General features: G+C 60.1%; 17 protein-coding genes and 1 pseudogene. 11 read left to right on the top strand and 7 right to left on the bottom strand.

Annotated elements, in window-relative coordinates; translation table 11 throughout:
- Positions 1 to 7: 7 nt before the first annotated feature.
- The 5 genes from QEN71_RS18670 to QEN71_RS18690 all read right to left on the bottom strand — a co-directional run bounded on the left by QEN71_RS18670 (position 8) and on the right by QEN71_RS18690 (position 6551).
- Positions 8 to 856: a TauD/TfdA dioxygenase family protein gene (locus QEN71_RS18670; RefSeq protein ID WP_201661684.1), complete on the bottom strand. Its 849-nt coding sequence runs from the start codon at positions 854 to 856 to the stop codon at positions 8 to 10.
- Between the two features lie 25 nt (positions 857 to 881).
- Complete coding sequence (locus tag QEN71_RS18675) at positions 882 to 1862, bottom strand: quinone oxidoreductase family protein (protein ID WP_201661670.1); 981 nt, start codon at positions 1860 to 1862, stop codon at positions 882 to 884.
- A gap of 88 nt (positions 1863 to 1950) precedes the next feature.
- A complete protein-coding gene (locus QEN71_RS18680; protein ID WP_201661667.1) occupies positions 1951 to 3963 on the bottom strand; it encodes an acetoacetate--CoA ligase in 2013 nt (670 codons plus the stop codon).
- A 52-nt stretch (positions 3964 to 4015) separates the two neighbouring features.
- Positions 4016 to 5356: a spinster family MFS transporter gene (locus QEN71_RS18685; protein WP_201661664.1), complete on the bottom strand. Its 1341-nt coding sequence runs from the start codon at positions 5354 to 5356 to the stop codon at positions 4016 to 4018.
- A 139-nt stretch (positions 5357 to 5495) separates the two neighbouring features.
- Positions 5496 to 6551 carry a BKACE family enzyme gene (locus QEN71_RS18690; protein ID WP_201661661.1) on the bottom strand — a complete coding sequence of 352 codons (1056 nt, stop codon included), beginning with the start codon at positions 6549 to 6551 and terminating at the stop codon, positions 5496 to 5498.
- Between the two features lie 203 nt (positions 6552 to 6754).
- On the opposite strand from QEN71_RS18690, the gene QEN71_RS18695 reads away from it, so the two are divergent.
- The 8 genes and pseudogenes from QEN71_RS18695 to bktB all read left to right on the top strand — a co-directional run bounded on the left by QEN71_RS18695 (position 6755) and on the right by bktB (position 16420).
- Entirely contained in the window at positions 6755 to 7750 is a 996-nt protein-coding gene (locus tag QEN71_RS18695; RefSeq protein ID WP_201661706.1) for an AraC family transcriptional regulator, read from the top strand.
- Positions 7751 to 8046: 296 nt separating this feature from the next.
- Positions 8047 to 8796 carry an electron transfer flavoprotein subunit beta/FixA family protein gene (locus QEN71_RS18700; protein ID WP_201661658.1) on the top strand — a complete coding sequence of 250 codons (750 nt, stop codon included), beginning with the start codon at positions 8047 to 8049 and terminating at the stop codon, positions 8794 to 8796.
- 28 nt (positions 8797 to 8824) lie between these two features.
- Positions 8825 to 9760, top strand: coding sequence for an electron transfer flavoprotein subunit alpha/FixB family protein (locus tag QEN71_RS18705; RefSeq protein WP_201661655.1), 936 nt, complete (start codon positions 8825 to 8827; stop codon positions 9758 to 9760).
- A gap of 83 nt (positions 9761 to 9843) precedes the next feature.
- The gene (locus QEN71_RS18710; protein ID WP_201661652.1) at positions 9844 to 10314 is read left to right on the top strand and encodes a MaoC family dehydratase; all 471 of its coding nucleotides are present in this window, start codon (positions 9844 to 9846) and stop codon (positions 10312 to 10314) included.
- 14 nt (positions 10315 to 10328) lie between these two features.
- Positions 10329 to 12069 (top strand): annotated as a pseudogene (locus tag QEN71_RS18715) (PHA/PHB synthase family protein).
- 192 nt (positions 12070 to 12261) lie between these two features.
- On the top strand, positions 12262 to 13239 hold the full coding sequence (locus tag QEN71_RS18720; protein ID WP_233472165.1) for an AraC family transcriptional regulator: 978 nt from the start codon (positions 12262 to 12264) through the stop codon (positions 13237 to 13239).
- 249 nt (positions 13240 to 13488) lie between these two features.
- Complete coding sequence (locus tag QEN71_RS18725) at positions 13489 to 15162, top strand: electron transfer flavoprotein-ubiquinone oxidoreductase (protein WP_201661646.1); 1674 nt, start codon at positions 13489 to 13491, stop codon at positions 15160 to 15162.
- A 64-nt stretch (positions 15163 to 15226) separates the two neighbouring features.
- Positions 15227 to 16420 carry a beta-ketothiolase BktB gene (gene bktB, locus QEN71_RS18730; RefSeq protein WP_201661643.1) on the top strand — a complete coding sequence of 398 codons (1194 nt, stop codon included), beginning with the start codon at positions 15227 to 15229 and terminating at the stop codon, positions 16418 to 16420.
- A gap of 665 nt (positions 16421 to 17085) precedes the next feature.
- Here the strand turns inward: bktB and QEN71_RS18735 are convergent.
- Both QEN71_RS18735 and QEN71_RS18740 read right to left on the bottom strand, forming a co-directional pair.
- Positions 17086 to 17358 carry a hypothetical protein gene (locus QEN71_RS18735; RefSeq protein WP_233472162.1) on the bottom strand — a complete coding sequence of 91 codons (273 nt, stop codon included), beginning with the start codon at positions 17356 to 17358 and terminating at the stop codon, positions 17086 to 17088.
- A gap of 257 nt (positions 17359 to 17615) precedes the next feature.
- Positions 17616 to 17813 (bottom strand): hypothetical protein, encoded by a 198-nt coding sequence (locus QEN71_RS18740; protein WP_201661641.1) that lies wholly within the window; start codon positions 17811 to 17813, stop codon positions 17616 to 17618.
- Between the two features lie 595 nt (positions 17814 to 18408).
- Here QEN71_RS18740 and QEN71_RS18745 point away from each other — a divergent pair.
- The 3 genes from QEN71_RS18745 to QEN71_RS18755 all read left to right on the top strand — a co-directional run bounded on the left by QEN71_RS18745 (position 18409) and on the right by QEN71_RS18755 (position 22970).
- Entirely contained in the window at positions 18409 to 18810 is a 402-nt protein-coding gene (locus QEN71_RS18745) for a hypothetical protein (RefSeq protein ID WP_233472161.1), read from the top strand.
- A gap of 935 nt (positions 18811 to 19745) precedes the next feature.
- Positions 19746 to 22133: a hybrid sensor histidine kinase/response regulator gene (locus QEN71_RS18750; protein ID WP_201661638.1), complete on the top strand. Its 2388-nt coding sequence runs from the start codon at positions 19746 to 19748 to the stop codon at positions 22131 to 22133.
- A 342-nt stretch (positions 22134 to 22475) separates the two neighbouring features.
- Positions 22476 to 22970: a GFA family protein gene (locus QEN71_RS18755; protein WP_201661635.1), complete on the top strand. Its 495-nt coding sequence runs from the start codon at positions 22476 to 22478 to the stop codon at positions 22968 to 22970.
- Positions 22971 to 23021 lie beyond the last annotated feature (51 nt).

Raw genomic sequence — 23021 nt, forward strand, 5'->3', positions numbered from 1 at the left:
GCAGGGCTCAGAAAGGTTTGCTTCCAATAATTCCCGCGCGCTCCATCTTCCGATGGCTTGGCGGATAGTCCATGACGGCGTAGTGCTGCGTCGCACTGTTGTCCCAGATCGCGATGCTGTTGGGCTTCCAGCGCCAGCGCACCTGATATTCCGGGATGGATGCCTGACTGATCAGGTAGCGCAGCAGGTCCGGGCCACCGGGGTTGGCATCGGCGCCGTAGCGCACACGGCCGGGGGTATGGAAGTTGGTGAAATGGGTCGTGAAGACGTTCACGTAAAGGATCTTTTCGCCGGTCTCGGGGTGCGTGCGAACCACCGGATGCTCAGCGTCCGGATACTGCGCCTTGAGCGCCAGCCGCTTTTCGATCGGCATGACGGCGCCGAACGTCGCCTCGATACTGTGACGCGCGCGCAGGTCGGCGATTTCGGCCTTGACGTGCGCCGGCAGTTTTTCGAAAGCCAGCACCATGTTGGACCACATGGTGTCGCCACCGACGGGCGGGCATTCGACGCAGCGCAGTACCGCGCCGAACTGCGGCGCCTCGCGCCAGGTCGCGTCGGAATGCCAGGCGTTTTCATAACGGTCATTCGGCTGTTCGGGCGTGCGGTAGATCCGCACCAGGCCTGGATACTCCGGGTCGCTACCGGCAACCGGATGGTCCTCCAGGTTGCCAAAGCGCCGGGCGAACGCCACATGCTCGGTCCGGCTGATTTCCTGGTCACGCAGGAACAGGACGCGATGCTTCAGCAGTGCGCCGAGAATTTCTGTGAACAGGCCGTCGTCATGAATGGCGTCGGCCAGCTTCACGCCGGTGAGTTCTGCGCCAAGGGCGTAAGTCAGTTGTTCAATACGCATGATGATGTCCTCGTGGCAGCGATCTTCAGATCGCGAAGACGGAAGAGCCGGTCGTCTTGCGTGACTCCAGATCGCGATGGGCGCGCGCGGCATCCTCCAGCGCGTAGCGCTGGTTGATCTCGATCCGGATGCGGCCCGATGCCACGTGGCCAAACAGCTCGCCGGCCAGTTCGGCCTTTTCGGCAGGATCGGCGATGTAGTCGGCCAGTGCCGGACGCGTCAGGTACGGCGAGCCCTTAAGGGCGAGGATGTGCGGACTGAACGGCGGGATCGGGCCCGATGCCGTGCCGACGCAGACGACGAGGCCTCGCCGCTTGACCGAGTCGAGTGAGGCTTCGAAGGTGTCCTTGCCGACGCTGTCAATCACGACGTTGACGCCCACGCCGTCGGTCAGATCGCGTACACGCGCGGCGGTGTTCTCGTGGCTGTAGTTGATGATGTGATCGCAGCCATGGGCACGTGCAACCTCGGCTTTGGCTTCGCTGGAAACCGTGCCGATGACCGTCAGCCCGAGCAGCTTCGCCCACTGCGAGACGATCAGCCCGACGCCACCGGCTGCCGCGTGCAGCAGGACGGTGTCGCCTTCCTTGAACGCGTAAATACGGCGCATCAGATATGCAGACGTGAGGCCGCGCATCGTCATGGCCGCAGCCGTATCACAGGCAATGCCATCGGGCAGCCTGATGAGCGGAGCGGCAGGGATCAGCCGCTGCGTGCAATACGCGCCGAGGGTGTTTGCCGCGCCCGTATAGGTCACGCGATCGCCGACTTCGACGTTGGTTACGTCCGATCCTACTGCCTCCACCACACCAGCAGCCTCGGTCCCAATGCCCGAGGGCAGCGGCGCCGGATACAGGCCGGTGCGAAAGTAGATGTCAGCAAAGTTGAGGCCAACCGCCTCGTGGCGCAGCCGGACCTGACCTGGCCCGGGTTCGCCGACCGCGACGTCCTCATAGCGCAGGACCTCGGGGCCACCGGTTTCATGAAAGCGAACAGCTTTTGCCATGATTCGTACTCCTTCATTCATTCTCTGATTAGAGGCACGCCAGCCTCGTGCCGGATCGGCACTTCGTGGCAGGCGCACTAACGCGTGACTACCGTCCCATCGCTGTGCGACCGGCGGCAAACCGGGCGAACCAGTCCAGGCTTTCGGGATTCGCCATGGTGTCGGGACTTGCTACCTTGTCCAGCGGCTGTCCCAGCAGCAGTTTCTTGATCGGCAGTTCCATCTTCTTGCCGGACAGGGTGCGCGGAATCGCCGGCACGTGGAACACGTCGTTCGGAACGTGTCGCGCAGAGAGCGCAACCTTGATGCGCTGGCGAATGATTTCGGTGAGCGCAGACGTCAGTTCGGCACCCGGCCGCAACACCACGAACAGCGGCATGTAAGACTCACGCCCCAGGTATTCGAGATCCACAACCATGCTGTCCAGAACCTCGGGCAATTCCTCCACGGCCCGGTACAACTCGCTCGTACCCATACGGATGCCGTGGCGATTGATCGTGGCGTCCGAGCGGCCATAGATCACGGCGCCGCCCCGAGGGGTGATGCGCACCCAGTCGCCATGACGCCAAATGCCTGGATACATGTCGAAGTAACTGTCGCGATAGCGCGCGTTGCCCTTGTCGTTCCAGAAGTGCAGCGGCATCGATGGCATCGGAGCGGTGCAGACCAGCTCGCCCACCTCGTCTACCACCGCTTTTCCTGCCTCATCGAACGCCTCGACCCGCGCGCCCAGGCAGCGGCACTGCATCTCACCCAGGTAGACAGGTAGCGTGGGGACACCTGAAACAAAGCAGCCAGCGAAGTCAGTGCCACCGGATAAAGCATTGATCCAGATCGGGCCGACGTGGTCCAGGATCCAGCCGTAGCCTTCCGGCGATAACGGAGAACCTGTCGAGCCGATGGCGCGTAGTCGCGAAAGATCCGTTATTTCGCGGGGTTCGATAGCGGACTTTTCACAGGCCTGGTAGTACGCTGCGCCAGCACCGAAAAAGTTCACACCCGCATCGCCGATGAATTGCCAGAGCGCATTCATATTCGGGTAGCCGGGATTGCCGTCGAACAGGCACACAGTCGCGCCTGCGAGCAGGCCGCCGACCTGCAGGTTCCACATGATCCAGCCGGTGCTGGCCTGCCAGAAGAAGCGGTCACCGGCGCGCAGATCCAGATGGAGCGTAGTGAGCTTCACGTGCTCGAGAACGATGCCGCCCTGTGAGTGAACGATCGGCTTCGGCAAACCGGTGGTGCCTGAGGAATAGACGATCCACAGCGGATGGTCGAACGGCACATGCGCGACCTCGAGCGGCAGCGCGTCATTCGAAACTACGTCGGCCCACGTTACTGCGTTGGAAAGCCCGTAATGATCGTCCTGACAACGTAGCGTCTGAACGACGACGACACGCTCGATGTCCGGCAATTGGTCGAGCAGCGTGCGCAGTACCGGTCGGCGATCGAATTCCTTGCCGCCATACCGATAGCCGTCGACTGCGATCATGACCTTGGGCTCGATCTGGCGGAACCGATCCAGCACGGCCAGTTCCCCCATATCGGGCGCGCAGGCCGACCAGATTGCACCGATGCTTGCCACGGCGAGAAACGCAACGATCGCGTGCGGCGTATTGGACAGATAACCGGCCACCCGGTCACCCCGAACCACACCCATGCCGCGCAGGGACACGGCGAGGCTCGCAACCTGGCGTTCCAGCTCAGCCCAGCTCATTTCTCCCGTCTCTCCCGCCTCATTGCGGTAGACAATCGCGGGCCGGCCAGCTGTGGCGTGTCGAAAAACCTGTTCGACATAGTTCATCTGCACGCCGGGGAACCATGCAGCGCCCGGCATGGTGGCCTCAGCCAGTGCGACGCGGGGCTTCTGGATCGACGGAATGGCGGCCCATTCCCAGAGCGCCAGCCAGAAAGCGTCGATCTCGTTGACTGACCACTGCCACAGGGCGTCGTAGTTCACAAACGACAGGCCGCGCTTCTCTTCGAGCCATCGCATGAATTGCGTCACGCGCGCGTTGTCGACGACGGATGCAGACGGCGACCAGGCGGGGGCTGAGGCGAAGGTACCGGCGTTCGGGGTCTGACTATGGGAAGTGCTCATTGCTTGGCTACCGATAAGAGGTAAATACGGTAAGGACGCGTTGCTGCACGGCTCAGGCCGATGCCGCGACGGGCGAGCCCTGCGACGTCGCGGCATCCAGCCGGATATCCGCCACCGTCGCCAGTTCCGATTCGTAGGTGCGCATGGCCCGCAGGAAACACAGGGCGGCGAGCAGACCGAAAGCGGGCATCACCGCAAGCGCCGTTTGCAGGCCCCAGGCATCGGACACCAAGCCTCCTACGAAAGGCCCGACAGCAAGGCCGAAGAGATTCTGGAACAGCGCCAGAATGGCGGCGCCGGTGGAGCGGACACCCGGATGAATCACATTGAGCACCACGGTGGCGGTCGGCGCCACCGTGCACATCATCAGGAGACCACCCAGGGCGATGAGCAGGAACTTCTGGTTCGCTGGCATCGTGCCGCCAAAGGCTGTCATAAAGACCAGCAGCGTCGCCGTGCACAGGATGGCCATCATCACAAGTTTGTTGCGCGGCCGGCGACGGGCGAGTCGATCCGCCACCACGCCCCAGATAACGGAACCCGCTGCGCCGCAGAGTACGATCACTGCGGCCAGCATACCCGCGTGGTCCGGAGCGGCACCGTGGTAACGGTGGAAATAGCTTGGCAGCCACGACCAGATCATCGACACGACGACCAGTTGAAGGGCCGCGCCAAGGCAGGTCCACCATACGGTGGGCGAACCGGTCAGCGTCGATATGATCTGTCTGGCAAAGCTCTGCACGGAGTGCCGCGCCTGGTCCATGCGGGGGGCAAGCTCCACTGTCTTGTAGTCGGGCACAAGCAGGTAAAGGAAAGCCAGGACCAGGCCAGGAACGCCAACAATACCGAATGCCGCTTTCCAGCCCCAGTGGGCCGCGACAACGCCACCCAGCATCACGCCAAGCACTGAACCGAGCGAGGCCGCCGCGAAAAAGGCGCCAAGCAGCGTGGTGCGAAGTCGCTTCGGAAACAGGCTGGCAATCAGGGCGCCCCCCACCGAGCCATAGCCGGTCTCGCCAAGGCCAACGACGGCTCGCGCGGCGAAGAGCTGTCCGAAGTTGCGCGCGAACATGCAGGAGATCGTTGCAAGGCTCCACACCGCCGCCATCACGAAGATGCTCTTAACCCGGCTGAAGCGGTCAGCCATCAGCGCGACGGGAACGCCGCCAGCGGCCACGACGATTGAAATGATCGACACCAGGCTGCCAAGCTGCATGTCCGAGAGACCCCAGGCGGCCTTCAGGTGCGGGAACAAAGATACGATGACCTGACGATCGATGTAATCGAACAACATCAGCGCGAAGGTCATCGCAAAGGCGAACCACGCCTGACGCCGACCGACGAGGTAGCCGTCGCGGTCGTCCGACTGCGGCACGGCGGAATGCAAGTTCATGATTTACGTCTCCGGGTTGAGGCCCTTTCATTGAGAGCCTCTTTCTAATCTGGTGATCTCTCAACGAGACCGGAAATTTCATTGCTTCGCAAGGTCAGCGAACCAGGTTGCACTCAAGTCGCGACGTGCGATCGTCCCCTCAGGCAGCACGCAGCGGAACGCCTCTGGTACCAGGCAGGCGGTTGGGTGCCATGCCGTTCGCTGCCAGCGTCTCGTCGACACCGTCGTACCAGGTGCCAATGCGATAGATCTCGCGGGCCTCCTTGCCGGTGGCAATTTCGCGGCCAAGTTCGTGGGCGACACGCACGCACTGCTGGATCTGCTGCACGGACGTCATGCGATTGCCGTGTTGATCGGTCAGCGTGTCTTCAGTACCAACGCGAGGATGGAAGCCCAGTGCCATGGACATCATGTTGAGCGGCAGGACGTTGTGCAAAAGAGACTCGGACGTCACGCACACGCCGTCGGCCGCCCGCTGCAGGAGATACATGAAGTTGTACGGATTGGGACCGTCCGCACCGCCAGCGATGCCGATCCATGTCAGGTTGACCGGGCCTTTGTAGATGCCACGGCGGATCATGCGTTCGATCGTGTCATAGGAGTGAACGCCCGCGAGCTGGAAGTGTGGCTGAATACCGGCAGCCTGCAGACGGCGCAGGTGCTCTTCAACCCAACCCGGACCTGCCGGGACAGTCATCTCGCGATAGGCTTGCTGCAATACCGGCTCGGCCAGCGAGGTACCTGCCACGGCCTCCGGTGTCATCAACTCCATGATGTTCATCTGCGTGGTGTTGATCGCGATCGTCACCTGGTCCGGCTTCGGGTCCAGTTCAGCCAGCATGTGGCGCGTATCGTCCGACAGCCACTTCGCGGCCTGACCTTCATCTTCCGGCGCGAAAGAGATGGAGCCGCCGACCTGGATGATCATGTCGGGTACCGCCTCGCGAACGCCGGCGATCAGTTCGTTGAACTTGGACAGGCGCTTTGAGCCTTTGCCATCGAGTTCGCGCACGTGCAGGTGCAGCACCCGTGCCCCTGCTTCGTAGCAGTCAACGGCCTTCTGGATCTGCTCTTCCATGGTTACCGCAATGTCTTCCGGGAAGTCGGAAGGCATCCACTCGGGGGCGTACGGGGCGACAGTGATGACAACTTTCTGCTGGTTATTGGGGTGAAGCGAGTCGTCGAGGAATTGCATAAATTTGGCTCCTGGCGGTTGAGCACCGATAGCGGCGTGCAGCTCGGCGTATGGCTACACTGTAGGTCGGCCATGAGATAGACTCTTTCGTCGAGGTGCCAAATATTTTCGTTTTGGTGCCACCCGGTAAAAACCCTGCGGCGATCACCAGTGTCGTCAGGCACAACCTGGGGTATCCAGGAGATCGAACAGTGACGGGACCCATGGTTCGTGCCAGAGCATTGAGCGGCCTCTTGCAGGTGGCCCGGCGACACGGGCTGGTGCCCCAGCAACTGCTGCGCGAGGCGGGTCTCGATGCCTCCGTTCTGGCCAATCTCGACCATCGCATTCCGGTCAGCGCTGTGTGCCAGTTGCTGGAAAGTGCCGCATTGAATGCGAAATGTCCGACCTTTGGGCTGGAAATGGCCGACACGCGCCAGCCGCTCGACTTCGGCATGCTCAAGCTATTGCTCTCGCACAAACGTACGCTACGTGAGGTCCTGCTCGCGGCGATCCAGTATCGCCACCTGCTCAACGAGGCGCTGGCCATTTACGTGGAAGCAGGCGGAAGCACAGTCGTGATCCGCGAGGAGATCATCACCGAGCACGGGATTTCGACGCAGCAGGCAACGGAACTTGCCATTGGGGTGCTGTCCCGTACGTGCGTCGCCCTCCTTGGAGAACACTGGCAACCGCGAAGCGTCAGTTTCACCCATCCCGCGCCTACCAGCATGAGCTTTTACCGGCGTTTCTTCGGATGCCCGGTGGAATTCAGCAGCGACTTCAATGGCATTGTCTGCGCCGCCGGGGATCTCGACCGACCAAATCCGAATGCGGATCCTGAACTCGTGAGATACGCGGAAAGTTTGGCCAATCCACTGAATCTCTCAGAGCCGTACTCAATCGTGCTGGATGTGCGTAAGACTATCTATCTGCTGCTGCCCATCGAGCAGGCTTCAGTTGACCAGGTTGCAGGTCAGTTGCATCTGAGTGTACGCACGATGCAGCGCCAGCTCGATATGGCCGGCACCAACTTCTCGAATCTGGTGGATGAAGTTCGACGGGAGCTCGCACTACGCTACCTGACGAATCGGCGTTACCCGATCGGGCGTGTCGCAATGTTGCTCGGCTATTCGAGGCAGTCAACCTTCACCCAATGGTTCACGGCGCGCTTCGGCACATCACCTCGTGCGTGGCGGACTACGCAGTTGAACCAATAACCAGCTCGCAGTGCATATTGGCAGCGGCTGACAGGCAAGGTTTCGCGCTGTGCCGACGGTTCGATACTCATCGCTGTCCTTGATTGGATGGCGAATGCATACCTGAGCGCCTGGCCAGATCCGTCAGTAGATGGGCCTGTTTGGACAGCCAGGTTTCCGCTCTCAGCGATACGATGTTCCCAACGGTTGTTCCCGTTGCAATCCGCAACTACTCACATGATCGAACGCGTCTTTGGAGCCGGAACGCGATGTGTACGGGAACTGTTGGTGTCACTGTTTTCGCGTAGGAGAGTTTTGTGAGAATTCTGGTCGCGGTAAAGCGCGTAATTGACTACAACGTGAAGGTCCGGGTGAAGTCGGACAACACGGCAGTCGACATCGCCAACGTGAAGATGTCGATGAATCCGTTCGACGAAATCGCCGTCGAAGAAGCCGTGCGTCTGAAGGAAGCGGGCGTGGCGACGGAAGTGATCGCCGTGTCGGCGGGCGTCACGCAATGTCAGGAAACGCTGCGCACGGCGCTGGCAATCGGCGCGGATCGCGCGATCCTGATCGAATCGAATGAAGACCTGCAGCCGCTGGCTGTCGCGAAGCTGCTGAAGGCGCTGGTCGACAAGGAACAGCCGCAGCTTGTCATTCTTGGCAAGCAGGCCATTGATGACGATTCCAACCAGACCGGTCAGATGCTGGCTGCTTTGGCGAATCTGCCGCAAGCGACGTTTGCATCGAAGGTTGTTGTGGCTGACGGCAAGGCAACGGTGTCGCGCGAAGTGGACGGCGGTGCGGAAACGCTGTCGCTGAAGCTGCCCGCAGTCGTGACGACCGATCTGCGCCTGAACGAGCCGCGCTATGTGACGCTGCCCAACATCATGAAGGCGAAGAAGAAGCCGCTCGAAACCGTGAAGCCGGAAGACCTGGGCGTCGATGTCACGCCGCGTCTGAAGACGCTGAAGGTCAGCGAGCCGCCGAAGCGCTCGGCTGGCGTGAAGGTGGCCGACGTGAAGACGCTGGTCGAGAAGCTCAAGACCGAAGCCAAGGTGCTTTGATTTCTACGGGCACACGGAGACGAATGAAATGACGATTCTGGTAATTGCTGAACACGACAACGCGGCGCTCAAGGCAGCGACGCTGAATACGGTGGCTGCCGCGCAGAAGATCGGTGGCGACGTGCATGTGCTGATCGCTGGTCACAACGCGCAAGGCGCGGCTGATGCGGCTGCAAAGGTGGCAGGCGTGGCCAAGGTGCTGCTGGCCGACGCACCGCAACTGGCCGAAGGTCTCGCGGAAAACATCGAGGCGACGGTGCTGAACATCGCGAAGGATTTTTCGCACATCCTCGCGCCCGCTACGGCCTACGGCAAGAACATCGCGCCGCGTATCGCCGCGAAGCTCGACGTCGCGCAGATCAGCGACATCACGGCTGTCGATTCCGCCGATACGTTCGAACGCCCGATCTACGCCGGCAATGCAATCGCGATCGTGCAATCGGCTGACCCGATCAAGGTCATCACGGTTCGCTCGACGGGCTTTGATCCGGTGGCAGCCGAAGGCGGCAGCGCATCGGTCGAGAAGATCGAAGCGGCGGCTGACTCCGGCATCTCGCAGTTCGTGAGCCGCGAAGTCACGAAGCTGGACCGTCCGGAACTGACGTCGGCGAACATCATTGTGTCGGGTGGTCGGGGTCTGGGTAGCGGCGAGAACTACAACAAGGTTCTCGAGCCTCTGGCGGACAAACTCAACGCGGCGATGGGCGCGTCGCGCGCAGCTGTCGATGCGGGTTATGTCCCGAACGATTATCAGGTCGGTCAAACCGGCAAGATCGTCGCGCCGCAGCTGTACATCGCGGTCGGCATCTCGGGTGCGATCCAGCACTTGGCAGGCATGAAGGACTCGAAGGTTATCGTCGCGATCAACAAGGACGAAGAAGCGCCGATCTTCAGTGTCGCGGATTACGGTCTGGTTGGCGACCTGTTCGCCCTCGTGCCGGAATTTGAACACGCCTTGGGCTAGCACATCCAGCGGCCAACGTGAGTCTCACAAACTGTTTCCGATATCGAAAGCAGAGGCATGTCGCCGCAGCAACTGAGATCATCATGAATCAACTCAACGGTTTTGATTTTGAAGACCTGCAAACGGGCATGAGCGCCAGTTCTGCAAAGACCATCACTGAAGCGGACATCCTGCTGTTCGCTGGCGCTTCAGGAGACATCAACGCGATCCACATTAACGAGCAGTTCGCGCAGACGACACCGTTCAAAGGGCGTATCGCTCACGGGATGCTGACCGCGAGCCTCATCTCCGCGACCATCGCTGGTCGGCTGCCGGGACCGGGCACAATCTACCTCGGTCAAAACCTGCGCTTCAAGGCACCTGTCCGACCCGGCGAGACGGTGCAGGCGGAAGTGACTGTCAAGGAACTGATCCACGACAAGCGCCGTGTGGTGCTGTCGACCGTTTGCACGGTCGGCGGCAAGATCGTAATTGAAGGCGACGCGATCGTCATGCCGACTTCCAGTGTTGATCGCGTGAAGGCATGCACGGATTCTGCGGTCAGCAATGGTTAACAGCGAGATCCGTGTTGACAATGCCATTCTTTATGCCACATGAGTTCTCGATGGGATGGGTCAAGGCCGGACAAGACTTTTGCCGTGCCTCGCCTGCAATGTGCGGATCAGGGTCGGTGCTTTCCTTCGACAACCGGGACATCACTCCGCGGTCGTCAGGCGCGCAAAGCGTCCTGATGCGGGCGGGCACCCATTATTTGCAAAAGCAGGCGGCGCTTTGGAGCAGTGTCGTCGAAGGAATGATTGGCGCACGAGCGCGCTTAACGGCGGTGGCTGAACCCGAGCATGGTGACCGAAGATTCCATGCCGAGGAGTGGTCCAACAACGGCTGGTACAGCCTTTGGAAACAGAGCTACCTGCTTAACGCCCGGATGCTGACAGAGCTTGTCGAAGCGAGGACGCTCGATAAAAAAGACAAGCATCGGCTACGGTTCTTCATGCGTCAGTTCATCGATCTCGCGAGCCCTGCAAACTTCGTAGCAACGAATCCGGGAGGCAGTCCGCGAGGCGATTGAATCGAAGGGGTCGAGCCTGCTCGCAGGCCTGACGAATCTTCTCGAAGATGTAAAGAATGGCGCGATTTCGATCACCGACCAGCGCGCGTTCGAGGTTGGCAGCAGCGTTGCCACCTCCGATGGTGCGGTAGTCTATGAGAATGAACTGTTCCAACTGATCCAGTACGCTCCACTGACGTCGAAGGTCGGAGAGCGCCCTCTGGTGATCGTTCCACCCTGTATCAACAAGTTCTACATTCTGGATCTCCAGCCGGAGAATTCCTTCGTGCGCTTTGCATGCGAGCAAGGGCTTACGGTATTTATCGTTTCATGGCGCAATCCCCAGAACGAAGCAGCGAACACCGGATGGGAGGACTACGTTGAACATGGCGTGATGAAGGCAATCGATGTCGCTCGCAGCATCAGCAACGCCGACAAGGTCAATGCGCTGGGATGGTGTGTCGGTGGAACCATGCTTTCGTCGGCCCTTGCGGTCATGCGCGCGAACGGTGAAGACTCTGTGGCCAGTTTGACGCTGTTGACGGCGTTACTCGATTTCAGCGAGCCCGGCGATCTCGGTGTTTTCATCGACGAACCGGGCGTTTCGATGCGAGAGAACACGATCGGTCGCAGCGGCCTCTATCCCGGGAGAGAACTCGGCTTTGTATTCCAGGCGCTGCGTGCCAACGATCTGATCTGGCCAAATGTCGTCAATAACTATTTGAAGGGCAAAACCGCGGCCGCATTCGATCTGCTGTACTGGAACGCGGATACGACTAACCTTCCCGGGCCGATGTATAGCTTCTATCTGCGCAACATGTACCTCGAGAACAACCTCTGTGTGCCGGACAGGCTAACGCTTTGCGGTAGTGCAGTCGATCTGGGGAACGTCGATATGCCGAGCTATTTGCTGGCAACTGAGGAAGACCATATCGTGCCATGGAGATCTGCTTACCATTCGACGCAACTCTTGGGCGGCGAAACAGAGTTCGTGCTGGGAGCAAGCGGCCATATAGCGGGAGTGGTCAATCCGGCGTCGAGAAACAAACGCAGTTATTGGACGAACGATGCGTGCGGCAAGGACGCCGACGCGTGGCTCGAGACCGCGACCCAACAGCAAGGTAGTTGGTGGAATCACTGGATCACCTGGGTCAAAAAGTACGCTGGCGGAGAAGTGGAGGCACGCGCGTCGCTGGGCAATACACGATACAAACCGATCGAGTCCGCACCGGGTCGGTATGTAAAAGTGCGGTCGCAATAATGTCTGGAGCGCCGCGAGCGACCGTGTCTGGAAAAGCTGGCTTGTGCTGATTCTCGCATCCGACTCCTTTCCCGCCATGCTTCACGGCTCGATCTGGAGGCAATTCATCGCCACGAGGCAGCGGGAAGGGTAAGCTGAAGCGTCTTCGCCCCGTGGAACCAGGTCATGCACGCTCCAGGCGCAACTGTACCGATGTCGCTCGTTCATGGCTTTCTGGACAGCGTCGGGACGCAGACGGACATCGTCGACAGGCATCTAACCGCCGCTAATATCCCGCCGGCACTTTTGGACCAGCCTGGGGCGCGCGTCACCGAGGAGCAGTTCTCGACGCTATATCGTGCGCTCGCGATCGCGCTCGACGATGAAATGCCTGGTGTTTTCTCTCGGCCCTTGCGTAGCGGCACGCTCAAGTTTCTGTGTCTTAGTCTGCTGGACGCCCCCAATCTCGAAACCGCGATGCACCGTTTCGGGCAGTTCTTTCATATCGTGCTGGACGACTTTCGTTTCGAGTCGCGGCGCAGCGAACATGTAGCAAGCCTTGCACTTCAACCTGGGCAAACGGGCACACGGCCCGGTGTGCTCGGCCAGGAACTGATGCTCAAACTCGCACACGGTGTTGCATCCTGGCTCATCGGCCAGCGGATTCCGTTGCTGCAGGTGCAGTTCGCCTTCGCGCGTCCACCGCACGCGCTCGAATACCTTTACCTTTTCCCCGGTCCTGCCAAATTCGATGCCGGTCACACGTCGATGCAGTTCAGCAGCGCGTATTTCGACATGCCCATTCGACAGCGCAAAGCGAACCTGCGCCGGTTTCTGGCACGCGCGCCGGAGGACTGGATTTTCGTGTCATTCAGCGAACAGCTTTTTAGCCATCGCGTGCGTGAGTATCTTGCCTCCCGGCTGCCCGATGTACCCACCATTGAAGATGCGGCAGCGGATGCGCACTGCTCGGTGCGAACGCTGTGCCGGCACCTTGCGGCGGAAAACACGGCGTTTCAGGTGCTCAAGGACGAACTGCGCCGCGACATCGCGATACAGCGTCTGACAGGCACGCGCGACGGGATTGCCTTCATTGCCAGCGACCTCGGATTCTCCGATCCCACCGCGTTCCACAGGGCTTTCCGTCACTGGACAGGCAGCACGCCGGCAGCGTATCGCCGGGGCGGTTGACCTTGCCAATGTCCATGCAGCGTCGGCCTGTATCGATGTGCCGCTGACGTTCTGTGGTCGCCTCGACGTGGCCAGGTATGTCAACAGGTCGTCCAGTTTTGACAGCCGGTCTGCGCCCCCAAAGGGATACGATTCGCACATCTGTTGCTGACCCGGTCGGGAACGCGACTGTCGGCGCACCGCGCAGGCGTTTCTCAACGAAGCGGCGCAGCGCCACCAATACTCGTTCTGATCTGAAGGTATAGCGTTATGGCAACAACATGCATCACCGGGCAGTATGGCCCCCGCGAGACGATGGAATACGACGTGGTCGTGGTCGGTGGTGGCCCGGCAGGCCTCGCGACGGCGATCCGGCTCAAGCAGCGCGCAGCGGAAGCCGGCACCGAAATCAGCGTCTGCGTGCTCGAGAAGGGCTCGGAACTTGGCGCGCATATACTCTCGGGCGCAGTGATGGATCCGCGCGCGTTGAACGAACTGATTCCGGACTGGAAGGAAAGGGGTGCGCCGCTCGACGTCCCGGTGACCGAAGATCGCTTTCTCTTTCTGACCGAAACAGGAGCCCGCGCGGTGCCCGACTGGGCATTGCCCGACAACTTCAGAAACCACGGCAACTACGTCATCAGCCTGGCGAGGGTGACGAGGTGGCTTGGGCAGCAGGCCGAGGGCCTTGGCGTCGAGATCTTCCCGGGCTTTGCGGCAGCTGAAGTGCTTTATCGCGATGACGGCTCGGTAAAGGGCGTCGCGACGGGCAACATGGGCGTCGGCAAGGACGGCGAGCCGGCTGGGAACTTCCAGCCCGGCATGGAACTGCATGCGAAGTACACGATTTTCTGCGAAGGGGCACGAGGCCATCTGGGACGCCAGCTCTCGGAGCGGTTCAAACTGCAGGATGGCGCGGATCCGCAGGTCTATGGCCTCGGCATCAAGGAGCTGTGGGAAATCGATCCTTCGAAGCACAAGCCGGGTCTCGTGATTCATACCGCCGGCTGGCCGCTCGATACACAGACCTACGGTGGCTCTTTCCTCTATCACATCGACAACAATCAGGTCATGGTCGGCTTCGTGGTCGGCCTTGGATACACGAATCCGTATCTTTCTCCTTTTGAGGAATTCCAGCGTTATAAAACGCACCCGGAAATCCGCAAGTTTCTCGAAGGCGGCAAGCGCGTTTCATACGGCGCGCGCGCAATCACCGCAGGCGGATTGGTGTCGCTGCCGAAGCTCGTGTTTCCGGGAGGCGTGCTGGCTGGCGATGACGCGGGTTTCCTGAACGTCTCGCGCATCAAGGGCTCACATGCTGCGATCAAGACGGGGATGCTTGCCGCCGACGCCGCGTTCGACGCAGTGTGTGCGGGACGCCAGGGCGACGAACTTGTCGCGTATCCGCAAGCGTTCAGGCAGTCGTGGCTTCATACCGAACTGCACAAGGCGCGCAATTTCAAGCAGTGGATGAGCAAGGGCCTGGTCCTGGGCACGCTCATGGTGGGCCTCGAGCAGAAGCTGTTGCGCGGTAATGTGCCGTGGACGCTGCGTCATCGGTACCGCGACCACGAAACGCTCAAGCCCGCGTCGCAGTGCGTGCCGATCGAATATCCCCGTCCCGACGGCAAGCTGACGTTCGACCGCCTCTCTTCAGTGTTTCTGTCGAACACGAATCATGAAGAGAATCAGCCGTCGCATCTGACGCTGACCGATCCGAGCGTTCCTATAGCGCTCAATCTGCGCACCTATGCGGGTCCGGAAGCGCGCTTTTGCCCGGCAGGCGTCTATGAGTTCGTGAAAGACGCGAAGAACGAAGACCACCTGCAAATCAACGCGCAGAACTGCCTGCATTGCAAGACTTGCGACATCAAGGATCCGTCCCAGAACATCGTATGGGTCACACCCGAGGGCGGTGGAGGCCCCAACTATCCGAACATGTAATCACCGCATGGTAACGGGCGAGGGCAGATTGCCTTTGCCGGTCGAGTCAGAGAGGAAAGCGAAAATGCATAGAGAAGTCGTCATTGTGAGCGGCGTGCGCACCGCGATTGGCAAGTTTGGCGGGAGCCTGAAGGCCATGCCACCGACGGAACTCGGCACGATCGTCACGCGCGAAGCGCTCGGGCGCGCGGGTGTGCGAGGAGATGAAGTCGGGCACGTCGTATTCGGCAATGTCATCGCCACCGAACCTCGCGACCTGTACCTCGCTCGGGTTGCTGCGATGGATGCCGGAGTGAGCGAAGAGACGCCTGCGTTCACAGTTAACCGCCTCTGCGGCTCGGGACTGCAGGCCATTATTTCGGCTGCGCAGACTGTTCTGCTTGGCGACGCGGATATCGTCATTGGAGGCGGCGCAGAAAACATGAGCCGCGCACCTTATGTATCGGCTGATGCCCGCTTCGGCTCGCGCATGGGTGACAGTCGCCTGTTGGACATGATGCTTGGCGCGTTGCACGATCCGTTTCATTCGATGCATATGGGGATGACCGCAGAAAACGTCGCGCGCAAGCATGGAATCACGCGCGAACAGCAGGATGCGCTGGCGGTGGAGTCGCATCGTCGCGCTGCATATGCGATTGCGCAAGGGCGATTTCGCGAGCAGATCATCCCGCTGGAGCAGAAGGTCAAGGGACAGTTGACGGTGTTCGACACCGACGAGCACGTACGCCAGCAGCTTGATCCCGATGAGATTGCGGGGCTACGTCCCGCGTTTCAGCGCGACGGGGGCACCGTGACGGCCGGCAACGCCTCAGGCATCAACGACGGCGCCGCGGCCCTCGTCATGATGGAGCGCGCGACGGCCGAGCGGCGCGGTTTGAAACCGCTTGCCCGCCTCGTCTCATATGCGCACGCCGGCGTGGATCCGCGCTATATGGGCATAGGCCCCGTCCCGGCTACGCGTTCTGCCTTGCAGCGTGCGGGATTGCGTGCGACAGACCTGGATGTCGTCGAGTCGAACGAGGCATTTGCCGCACAGGCGTGCGCGGTAACGCAACTGCTGGAACTGGACCCGGCCAAGGTGAATCCGAATGGCTCAGGCATATCGCTTGGCCATCCGATCGGCGCGACGGGCGCGGTGATCACCGTCAAGGCGCTATATGAGCTCCAGCGAGTGAACGGCCGTTATGCACTCGTCACGATGTGCATCGGCGGCGGACAGGGCATTGCGGCAGTTTTTGAAAACCTCGGCCGCGTCTGAGTGCAAGAGACCGGCTTCGGCGGTAGTCGATGACGCGTGGCCGGTCTCTCGCCCTGATACCGACGACTGACGATGGGCTTCTCGAAACTGGATGGTTGAGCGAACGCAGTCACGTGCATCGTTGCCGAAGCGCCGGCCGTAGTCTGCCTGAGCGCAGTGGACGATGTGCGGGCTGACGCAGCTCGTCCCGAAAGACTGGTCTCCTCTCGACCTGACGTGGCAGACGGAGACAAGAATGCATATCACTGAATCCATTGAAACAGGTTGATCATGAAACAGAGAACAGAGAAAACACAGGCACTGCGGCGAGAGACTGACGAGTGCGACTATGCGCAAAGCCATCGCATTGGTGGACCAGGCACGATGAGTTCTGATCCCGAGCGAATCTGGGCGTGGGCGACTTCAGGCGGTCAATATGACTGGATGGATTCGCATGCGCCGTTCGCGCATCTCGACTAGATTTCGGTGGCTGACGATATGCTGCCAGCCGTCATTGGGGACTCGTAGCATGGACGGCTTTTGAGGGTCGACTTCCGTCGACCGCAACGGTGAGCGACACCGGCCAACCCATCCGTGCCTCGAAAGGGCAGGACTGACATTGCGGCCGGACGAGCCATGTAGTTGTGCTTGCCCCCGGCAACACGTATTTCGAGCAGCAGCAGATCCTATGTTGCCCGATGAATCTGAACGGCAGCTTGCGACGACCCCTCAACTAGTTGGATTTTGCATGGGGGACGAGGCATCGGTTCGTCGTCCACGAATGCAGTGCCGCAACGCGCGGCAAACGCGAGAGCCGATCGCTTGTTCGCAAAATTCCCGAGATCACCGAGCGAGGTGGCCTCGCCATCTTCCTCAAGAATGGATACACGCGCGACAAAAGTATTTCCGCTTCTTGCTACCGATGGTTGTATCGCTACACCTTGATGATAGAAGTGCATAACGTCTCCAGTCCGGTACAGGTGCGGGCTTACTGCAGCGGCCAATGGTTGCTCACGTCGAAAAGAAGGTAAAGATTGGCCTTCCAGGTTTCGGCAACTGTTTCTGGCTCAGCATGATGACCTCCTGTATGGGCGGTCAGGCGCCGACGCCGCATCGTTCGGGCGGGCGACGTGCGACAGCGGGATCGCTTGCAGACCGATGATGCGCGCCAGGCGTGGTCACGCACATGACTGGCGGCCTGCTGGCGGATGGAGAGTCAGTGTTTTCGGGCGACGGCCTGGAGAACTGAGTCGCCGTCGCAGGTGAGGCGGAGACGCTGGGCTCCGGACGCTGGTTGCTCCAAAGCGATGAGGTGGCGCTCCAGCAGGGTATCGAGTTCTTCGCGGTTCAGGTCAATCTGCTCGGGTGCGGCAGCGACCAGCATGAGGGTGGCGAATTCGTGCGGGCTCAGCATAGATGTGTCTCCGCTTTAATCTGGATTGAACGTTGTCGGGAAGCATCAATGCTTTGACGCGGCCGACCGTTTCGTATTCGGTAGTAGTTCCAGTCTTTTTGAGCGCCGGCTTCGCGAATTCTGTAGCCTTCAAAGCCGGGAGACAAATGTTAAATCCAAATCGGGGACGATACAGGATGAAAAATAAATATGAACACTGCATCCTGATAGCACCTCGTGACCGCACTTCCTAAGCGACTGCGGTCACCATACATGGCTTCGACTGCAGGACCGGTTCAGTTTATTGTGACTGGTATTATGTCACGATGTGATATACAACCAGAGAGAGCAGGTGCGACCGCGGGGTCTCCGTCTCGCTCAACTCAGACCGAGCAATAGCTAAACCGCGGAGCGGCGTGCGAGGAGACTAAAGCGCTACCGTGTCACCGGACGTTGCTGGTTGCGACTGACATGTATTCGCAAAAGCAGCGTGCTGCACCGTGTTTCTGGGTTTCGTCTCCTGCCATAGGAAAGTTCCTAAGCGTTTCCTGACTGATGGCGTGGCATCGTCTTGTGGGCCGAATAACCCTTGTAGAATTCGGCGCTGTGCAGGCCGATGCCGCACATTGGTGTCGGCCTCTTCCTGATTTCCTGGCGGATGCCGATTTCGACTCTGATGAGCCGAAGTCAGATCGCCCTGGGCTCCCAAAACAAAATGGCTGAGAGAACATCGAACCGGCGAACCGAAAAGTGCAATCGGTTCAAGGCTGCAATACCGCATATCGAGGTCAGGTACGCCGTTGAACTGGCCCGGGGTGCTTCAGTGATTGCAAGTACACTTAGTGAGGCGTCTTTGATGCAGGCGGTTGGCGATACTCTTTCTGGTTTTGTCGTGGCGCACGGTATGGCAGATCTCGATGCATTCATTCACGTCCTCGGCGAACGAGTGATGCAACGAGACAGACCGGACGCGTTAAAAATTATCGCCAGTTGGCAACCGTTTCCTTCGAAGCAATAGAGCGCGAATTGGGCAGAGCGCGAGCCGAAGATTGCGCCCAAGCCGGTGCAAGGAGCGATCTGATGGCAGCTGTCTACGCCGTCGTGGATCGCCGTTTTCGCAGGTGTCGTCTTTGCCGCCGTCGAGAAGGGCAATATGGCATCACGATCCCCGATTCCATGCTTTTCCATGCAGGGCAACACGTGACTTGCCGATTTGAACTCGCGGGAATGGAGCGTACCCAAGCGCATCGGGAGACGTTGCCGGCAGTCTCCTACCTGCAACGAGAGACATGGCTCGTTTGCCCTGCGCGACTGCGCTCAACAGTTTCTTGAGACCTTGGCCAGTGATCGATTGACTCTTCCCAGGATAAGGGAGCAACACGAAAAGTCGCTGGAGCCCGCTGGCGGGCCCGGCGTGCGAGACAGGGCGCGGGCTTGGCCGGCTCCGCACACATTACAGGGGACGTTATGACATACGCGGACCATAAGCGACTGTCGGGGCTTGATGGCGAAGCGCGGACCGAGCTGCTCTGTTATCTTGTCGTCTCGCAGCTTGTGGGCCGCGTCAGGACGTCTTCATGGCTGCGGACGGACCATCTGGTCGAATCCACGCGGATCTGGTCAGACGGGAATGGGGCGGCGACAAACTGATCCGCAAGCGTAAGGCTTGGCGCACTTTCCCGACAACTCGCAGAGACAATGTGGGCGATCGAGCCGTTGCGCGACGAGGAAGTTCTCTCGGGCCTGTTCACTGAAGCGGGGCGGCTGGATTTCCGGTCGCCCATTGTCAAGGGTGTACACGAAGTCTGTGTCTTCCGACTCATGACGTGGGAGTACGAAGCCTAGAGAAGGCACATTCAGTGTGTATGACGCGATGACTCCCGGGTTGCGGATCGAACAGGCCCAGAACGCCAGATGCCTACATGTGCACAGCCGGAAAACGGAGAGACGCCAATGCACGGCGACGAAAATAACATCCAGGCAACCTGGCCGTCACTTCTGATCGGTCGCATATCGGAGTATGCAATCTTCAGGCTGACGGAGCGCGGCGAGGTTGCCAGCTGGAACCCCGGGGCCAAACGCATCAAGGGCTACGAGGCGGATGAGATCATTGGCCGGCACTTTTCCGTCTTCTACACGGATGGGGACCGGCGCAATCATGTTCCTGAACAAGTGCTTCGCAAGGCGCGCGAGCAGGGCCAGCACGACACGGAAGGCTGGCGCGTCCGAAAGGACGGCACGAAGTTCTGGGCCAGCATCCTTGTCACGGCTCTTTACACGGACACTGGCGCGTTCGTGGGCTTTGGCAAGGTTGTGCGTGACACAACCGACAAGCGCCTGGCGTACGAAGCCGTGACCGAAAGCGAACGACGTTTCCGGCTGCTGGTGCAGGGTGTGACCGATTACGCCATCTTTATGCTGTCTCCTGAGGGGCTTGTGACAAACTGGAATCTGGGAGCCGCGCGCATCAAGGGTTATCAGGCTAACGAAGTGATCGGTGCGCACTTCAGGCAGTTCTATACGCCCGAAGACGCGGCCCTGGGGCTGCCTGAACGTGGTCTGCACACGGCTGCGATAGAAGGCCGGTTCGAGACCGAGGGCTGGCGGGTCAGGAAAGACGGCACCCGCTTCTGGGCCAACGTGATCATCGATGCGATCCGGGACGAGACCGGAGAGCTGATCGGCTTCGCCAAGATCACACGCGATGTAACGGAGCGCAAGACCGCGCAGGAGCAACTGGAAAAGGCGCGCGTCGCGCTGCTTCAGTCGCAGAAAATGGAGGCGCTCGGAAAGCTGACGGGCGGTGTTGCGCACGACTTCAACAATGTGCTGCAGGTCCTGCGTGGCAACCTCGAACTGCTTGAGGGTCGTCATGGTCGGGATGCCTGGACACAGGAGCGCCTCTACAAGGCAATTGAAGCCGTTGAGCACGGCGCCACGCTGGCCTCCCAGCTGCTCGCGTTCGGACGCCGTCAGGCGCTGCAGCCCGTTGTTGTCAATCTCGCGGTGATGCTGCGAAGCATGGACGATCTGCTCAGACGCGCGTTGGGTGAAGTGATCAACGTGGAGACCGTCATCGCGGGCGGACTCTGGAACACGCTGGTGGATCCGAACCATCTTGAAAACGTGGTCCTGAACCTGGCCATCAATGCCCGCGATGCGATGCCCGAGGGCGGCAAGCTGACGCTCGAACTCTCGAATGCGATGCTCGACGAGCATTACACAGCCCTGGCTGACGATGTTCGCGACGGGCAGTACGTATTGCTGGCCGTCACCGACACGGGCACGGGCATGAGCCGCGAGATTATGGAGCGAGCGTTCGAGCCGTTTTTCACAACGAAACCGGAAGGCCAGGGCACCGGGCTGGGCCTGAGCATGGCGTATGGGTTCATCAAGCAAAGCGGTGGTCACGTCAGGATCTATAGCGAGCCAGGACACGGAACGACGGTGAAGGTCTATCTGCCACGGTCGATGGCGGAGGCGGTCGATCTTGAACCTCCGGAGCCGGTCGCGCTCGCTGGCGGTGCCGAGACCATTCTTGTCGTGGAAGATGACCGCCGGGTTCAGGTCACAGTCCTTGAAACGCTCAGACAGCTGGGCTACACGGTGCTGAAAGCGGATGACGCCCAGAGCGCACTCGCCATCGTGCAAAGCGGGATGAATATCGATCTTCTGTTTACCGACGTGGTGATGCCCGGCACGATGCGCAGTACCGAGCTCGCAAAGCGAGCGACCCTGATGCTCCCGCATCTGAAAGTGCTGTTCACTTCGGGCTACACGCAGAACGCAATCGTGCACGGTGGCCGCCTTGACCCGGGCGTGCATCTGTTGAGCAAACCCTACAGCCGCGAGCAGCTTGCCTCAAAAATCCGCCGGCTGCTCGGACCCGCTGGCGCGTCAGATGCGGACGCAGCGGTCGCGTCGCCGTCCCCGCCTTCTCTGCCGTCGCAACCGTCTTATACACCCCCAGACCTCACGGTTCTCGTGGTGGACGATGATAATGGCTCACGCGAAGCGGTTAATGAACTGCTGACCACGATGGGCTATGACGTGCATGAGGCCGCGGATGCGGAGGCAGCAATGCGTGTCCTGATGGCGGAAAAAGTCGATGTCCTTCTCACGGACATCACCCTCCCAGGGCAGTCAGGTATCGAACTCGCCAGGGTCGCCGTTGGGCGCAATCCGGACATCAGGGTTATTTTTGTCTCGGGAGGCAATACACCGACGCCAGAGGAGGTCGGATTTGGATGTGCATCACTCGGCAAACCATTCACGGGCGACCAACTGCACGCGTTGATCAGGGCCATGCACGGACGGCGTAAGCAGACAAACGAGGAGTGATGGAACGGCGAAGCGCTCGAGACAATATGCCGAGCGCTGGGTGAGACTTTATCCGGTGCGACGTAAGAAAAGCGCGCGTCGAGTTTTTGCCAGACTTGCCCACGCCGACAGCAGATGGCTCGCTTCGAAGGAGACATCAAGAAATGGTGGCGGGTGCGGACAAGCGTAGGAGAGTTGCGGCCGCCGAGCGATAAACCGCGGCTCTCGGGAAAGTCGGCGAATGAGTACGTTCGGCCAAGAACGGTCGTTCGACAGTGGTAGTTAAATCGTCGACAATTCGCCACTGGGTCACGCCAGCACCAAGCTTTCGAACCTTCATCGCCCGACATCCAGGAACCTCGTATGCCCGCACCTTACATTGGCAACTGCCTCTGCGGCCAAATCAAGTTTGAGCTAAGGGACGAGCCGCTCACTTTTTATGTTTGCCACTGCACTAACTGTCAACGTAGAACGGGCGGTGCTGCGCTACCTGTCATGTGGGTCCGTCGAACAGATTTGCACGTTGTACAAGGCGAACCGATCATGCTGGTATTTGACATCGGTCATGGGCGGCAGCGGCGTAGCAAAGCATGCCCGCGATGTGACACGCGGCTTTGGGCTGAGCCTATTGACCAACCAGACGCAGCGATACTCAGACCGGGGACACTACAGAACCAAACCGAATTTGCCCCGATAGCGCACATATACACCCGTAGCAAACAGCCATGGTTTTTGATTCCGGCAGGCGTTCCAGCATTTGAGGGACGCGTCGGTGAGCAGGAGGAGTTATTTCGCCTATGGCGTGAAAGAGAGTCGGTGGAAGGCCGTGAGGGCAGCATTGGCGCCGGGCGTCCATGACCGGGACGCTAGTTTAGGAGATTAGTGACTGAGGCCTTGTCACGGATCGGC

The sequence above is a fragment of the Paraburkholderia sabiae genome, from assembly GCF_030412785.1.
Classification (GTDB): Bacteria; Pseudomonadota; Gammaproteobacteria; order Burkholderiales; family Burkholderiaceae; genus Paraburkholderia; species Paraburkholderia sabiae.